The sequence below is a fragment of the Halorubrum sp. AD140 genome (assembly GCF_034497445.1).
GTDB lineage: Archaea > Halobacteriota > Halobacteria > Halobacteriales > Haloferacaceae > Halorubrum.
This window is the reverse complement of record NZ_JAXRUU010000109.1, coordinates 1-4,686: the sequence shown is the minus strand read 5'-3', so window position 1 is coordinate 4,686 and position 4,686 is coordinate 1. Positions and strand designations below refer to the sequence as shown.

At 72.5% G+C, this 4,686-nt stretch carries 5 protein-coding genes; 2 read left to right on the top strand and 3 right to left on the bottom strand.

Annotation, left to right across the window (positions count from 1 at the left end):
* Positions 1-805 (bottom strand): dihydrodipicolinate synthase family protein (locus U4E84_RS16190; RefSeq protein ID WP_322533147.1); only part of this gene is annotated, 805 nt, incomplete at its 3' end.
* 93 nt (positions 806-898) lie between these two features.
* A complete protein-coding gene (locus U4E84_RS16185) occupies positions 899-2,446 on the bottom strand; it encodes a cytochrome P450 (RefSeq protein ID WP_322533146.1) in 1,548 nt (515 codons plus the stop codon).
* A gap of 93 nt (positions 2,447-2,539) precedes the next feature.
* On the opposite strand from U4E84_RS16185, the gene U4E84_RS16180 reads away from it, so the two are divergent.
* Positions 2,540-3,190 (top strand): helix-turn-helix domain-containing protein, encoded by a 651-nt coding sequence (locus tag U4E84_RS16180; protein ID WP_322533145.1) that lies wholly within the window; start codon positions 2,540-2,542, stop codon positions 3,188-3,190.
* A 100-nt stretch (positions 3,191-3,290) separates the two neighbouring features.
* Positions 3,291-3,707 carry a TRAM domain-containing protein gene (locus U4E84_RS16175; protein ID WP_322533144.1) on the top strand — a complete coding sequence of 139 codons (417 nt, stop codon included), beginning with the start codon at positions 3,291-3,293 and terminating at the stop codon, positions 3,705-3,707.
* A 106-nt stretch (positions 3,708-3,813) separates the two neighbouring features.
* On the opposite strand, the gene U4E84_RS16170 is transcribed toward U4E84_RS16175, so the two are convergent.
* Positions 3,814-4,536 carry a class I SAM-dependent methyltransferase gene (locus U4E84_RS16170; RefSeq protein WP_322533143.1) on the bottom strand — a complete coding sequence of 241 codons (723 nt, stop codon included), beginning with the start codon at positions 4,534-4,536 and terminating at the stop codon, positions 3,814-3,816.
* Positions 4,537-4,686 lie beyond the last annotated feature (150 nt).

Genomic DNA, 4,686 nt, shown 5'->3' with positions numbered 1-4,686 from the left:
ACCCGCGGTGGGCGGCCGCGACCTTCGTCGCGGGCGCGAACCCGTGGTCCCCGCACCGGTCGAACAGCGGGGCGATCGCCCGGCGGTGGAGCGTCAGCGCGCGGTCGTCGTCGCCGCCGCGGAGCGCCTCGCCGAGGGCGACGAACACTTCCGGGATCACCTGCGAGAGCGCGTGTATCCCGCCGTCGACGCCGAGCGATGCGCTCGGGTACAGCAGCGCGTCGACGCCCTGGAAGACGGTGAACTCCTCGGGGGTCCGGTCGACGGCGACGTCGACCGCCGAGATGTCGCCGCTGGTGTCTTTCAGCCCGACGACCGCCTCGCGCTCGGCCACGGCGGCGAGCACGTCGGGGTCGATCGGCTCGCCGACCGTCGACGGGATGTCGTAGAGGAAGAGGGGCAGGGGCGCGTCGTCGGCGACCGCGTCGAGGAACGCCCGCTGTCCCGCCGGCGCCGTCGAGTTGTGGTAGTACGGGAGCGTGACGAGCCCCGCGTCGGCGCCGGCCTCGGCGGCGTCCCGGAGCCGGGCGAGCACGCCCGGGACGGTCGTGCCTGCCGCGCCCGCGATCACGGGGACCTGGCCGTCGACCGCCTCGACCATCGTCTCGACGACCGTTCGGCGCTCCTCGTCGGTGAGACTGGCGAACTCGCCGGTGGTCCCGCAGGGAACGATCCCGTCGAGACCGGCGTCGACGAGCGTCGCGACGTTACTCGCGAGCGCGTCGGCGTCGACGTCGCCGTCGGCGTCGAAGGGGGTCACGATCGGCGGCGAGACGGCTCCGTACCGGAACTCGATGTCGAGCATGGTCCCCGGTTCGGCGGGGGGCGAGAAAGGTCTTGGTCCCATGGCGGCGGTTGCCGGAAGCGGCCGCGGCGGGACCCCTCCCGAGCACCGCGGTCAGTCCGAGCCGACGTTCCGCGCCCCGTCGGCGCATCGGCCGGCCGCGTCCCGCCCCGCTCTCGCGCGGACGCGTACTCGCACCGGGTGCGTCGGTCGCGTGTTCGCGCTCGCTCGCAGCGACAGCTCCGTCGTCACCGGTTCGAGCCGCAGCCGGCGGAGCAGCGTCGCGGTCGCGAGCCGGAGCTCCTGTCTCGCGAAGCGCATCCCGATACAGTGGCGCGGCCCGCCGCCGAACGGGAAGTAGGCGTACTCGGGACGGTCGCCGATCGCCGGACCGGTGCCCCCGTCGCCATGAACGACACCGGACCCAGAGGCGTCGTCGCCGCGAGCGACCTCTCGGCCGTCGGTCTCCTCGCCGTCAGCCTCTCGGAGCCACCGCTCGGGTCGGTACGTCTCGGGGTCGTCCCACCACCGCTCGTCGCGGTGGACCGCCCACGGCGAGAGCGTGAGCACGACGCCGGCCGGGACCCGGTAGCCGCCGAGGGTCACCGGCTCGGTCGGCTCGCGGAAGAAGGAGTGGACGGGCGGGTACAGCCGGAGCGCCTCGTCCACCGCCGCGGTCAGCGCCGGGCACTCCCGGACGTCCGCCGGCGTCGGGTCGGCGTCGAGTGCCGAGACCTCCGCGCCGACCCGCTCCTGGAACTCGGGGCGCCGGGCGAGGCAGTAGAGGGTGTACGTCAGGCCGAGCCCGCTCGTCTCGTGGCCGGCGAACAGGAACGTCACCGCGTTGTCGACGAGCCGGTCGTCGTCGATCGCCCCGAGCGCCGCGGCCGCGACGAGCGTGCCGAGGAGGTCGTCAGCGGCGCCCGGGTCCGGGGGCGGGCCGGCCGCGCGGCGCTCGGCGACGAGGTCGCGGACCGTCTCCCGGAGCGCTCCGATCCGACGCCGGTACCGCCGGTTCGTCGGGGTCGGGACCCACGCCGGGAGGAAGGAGGCGATCCGGCCCGTGTCGAACCGTTCCGTGACGCTCTCGGCGGCCGCCCGGACGGTGTCGCGCTCGCGCTCGACGTCGCTCCCGAGCAGGCTCTCCGCGAGGACGGCGAACGCGTAGTCGGTCGCGGCGGCGCGGACGTCGACGACGTCGCCGTCGTCCCACGAGGCCGCCGTCCGGCGGGCGTGCTCGACCATCGCGTCGCCGTACGCGGCCACCCGCTCGCGGAAGAACGCCGACCGCATCGCCGTCCGCTGCTCGCGCCACGCCTCCCCCTCGGCGAGGAACAGGCCGTCGCCGAGGAGCCCGCCGAGCTGCTCGCGGGGCATCTCTCCCTTCACGAATCGGTCGTGGTCCTCGACGAGGATCGCCGCGATCGCGTCGGGATCGGTCACGAGGTACCCCTCCGTGCCGAACACGTCGTACCGGACGACGCCGCCGTGCTCTGCGGACCGACGTTCGTAGAAGCCGAGCGCGTCGCTCGCGAGCTCGTGAACGTTGCCGAGGATCGGCAGTCCGCCGGGGTCGGGAGGCGCGACAGCCGCTCCTGCGGCGCCGTCGGTCGCGTCGGTGTCGCCCGAGACGTCGCCGGGAGACCGCGTCGTCTCGTCCATACGCATCGATCGGCGCGGCAAGCCGCTGACGTTTCGCACGGATCACTCCGTGTGTTTTTAAGTGTCAGGCGAGCGGACGTCGCGGCGACGACCATGCGATACGTTCGCGTGCGGTTCGCGTTTCCGCCGTCGGTCCGGCATCCGATGCACGGGTTCCTCGACGAGGGGGACGACCGGCGGACCGAGCTGTTGACGTGGCGGCGGCTCCCCGACGAGACGCTCGTCACGCTGTTCCGCGTCTCGGCCCCCAGAGAGCCGTATCTCGACCGGCTGCGGTCGGTCGACTCCATCGAGCGGTTCGAGACGGCCCCGGGCGACGGCGCCTTCTACCTCAAGGCGTACGAGCGGCTCGGCGGGCCGCTGGAGACGTTCCTCGACGCGTTCGTCGACACGGAGTTCCTCTCCGTGCCGCCGATCGTCTACCGGTCCGAGGGCCGAATGTCGTTCGGGCTGATCGGCCCGCCCGACCAGTTGCGGGACGTCTTCGCCGCCGTCCCGGACCCGATCGACGTCGACGTCGATCGGATCGGCTCGTACGGCGGCGGTCGGCGGCCGGCCGGCGTGGAGCTCACGGAGCGCCAGCGGGAGGCCCTCCGCGCCGCGCGCCGCGTCGGGTACTACGACGTGCCTCGGACGGGGTCGCTGGCCGACGTCGCCGAGGCGGTCGGCTGTTCCTCGTCGACGGCGGGAGCGCACCTGCGCAAGGCCGAGGCAGCGCTGGTCGAGGCGCTGCTCGACGGCTGAGCCATCCCTCCACGGGGCGCTCGGCGAGCGTCGGCCCGCCCGACGAGGAGGCGGCGGTACAACTATACTGGTCCGTCGCCACGTACGGGTGGAGTCTACTATGGATATCTCAGAGAAGCTCCTTTGTCTGTTCAGCGCCGACGTTCGCGAGGAGAGCGGCGAGTACGTCGTCGACGTCCCGCGCCGCGAGGTGGAGCGCGGCGCGCTGGAGCCGGGCGAGACGTATCGGGTCGCGCTCATCTCGCGGTCCGCCGACGACGAGGACGACGATACCGACGGCGGCACCGACGTCTCCGCGTCCCGCGCCGACGACGGGCCCCAGCCGCCGGTCGAGCCGGGCGAGATGCGGTACGTCGAGATCGAGGACCTCGGCAAGCAGGGCGACGGCATCGCCCGCGTCGAGCGCGGGTACGTGATAATCGTCCCCGACACGGAGGTCGGCGAGCGGGTGAAAATCGAGGTCACGGAGGTCAAGTCGAACTTCGCGGTCGGCGAGGTCGTCGAAGAGTCGCGGTAGCGTCGTCGCCCAGACGCGGTGTCCCCGAGGTCGGTGCGGACGACCGTCGGACCGAACCGGGTGGGCGGCTGCCGAACCGAGTCGGGCTGTCCCCGATCTCGGCCCCTCAGTCGTCGCCGGCGGAGACGCGGGTGTCCCAGTAGGAGACGGACGCGACGTAGTCGCCCAGGACGGTGTTCCCGACGAGCTGGTCGAGGACGCGGAACGGCTTCGCGACGGGCCCCGGCAGTTCGCGGTAGAAGCCGTACGGCAACACGAAATCGTGCTCCTCGCGGGCGAGCGCGAGGTCCGCCGCGCCGAGCATGTCGGCGACCTGCCGCTCGGAGTAGAGCCGGGAGCCCATCGGGAGCAGCCAGGTGTACAGCGTCCGCAGGCTGCGTCGGTTGAACGTGTCGAAGAACACCTGATCGCGGCTCACCCGGCGGAGCTCCGTCGCGAACGGGACCGGGTCGTCCATGAGGTGGAAAAAGCGCATCGCGACGACCGTGTCGAAGTGGTCGTCCGGGAACGGGAGCCGCGAGGCGTCGCCGCGGAGGAACTCGACCGTGTCGGCGTACCCGGCGGCGGCGACCTTCTCGCGGGCCTGTTCGAGCATCTCGCGGGAGACGTCGAGCCCGACGACGTCCGCGCCTTGGTCGGCGAGCATCGTCGTGAACCGGCCGGTGCCGCAGGCGACCTCCAGCACGCGGTGGCCCGGGTCGATCGGTCCCAACGCGGCGAGGACGGCCTCCTTCTCCCGGCGGTCGATGAGCTGTCCGCCGCCGGAGAAGCGGACGTCGTCGTACTCCTCGGCGACTTCGTCGGCCTGGTACCAGTCCTGTCCCTTCACGTTGTCCGTGATGGAGCCCGGACAGACAAAACCGTACTGGATACGGTCCGTCGATGACCCCGTTGCGGGCAGGCGGAAGCGGTCCGGCGGCGGCCCGCAGTCACCCGCTCGTGAGGACGTTCTCGGCCGGAATCTTCACGATTACGCGCG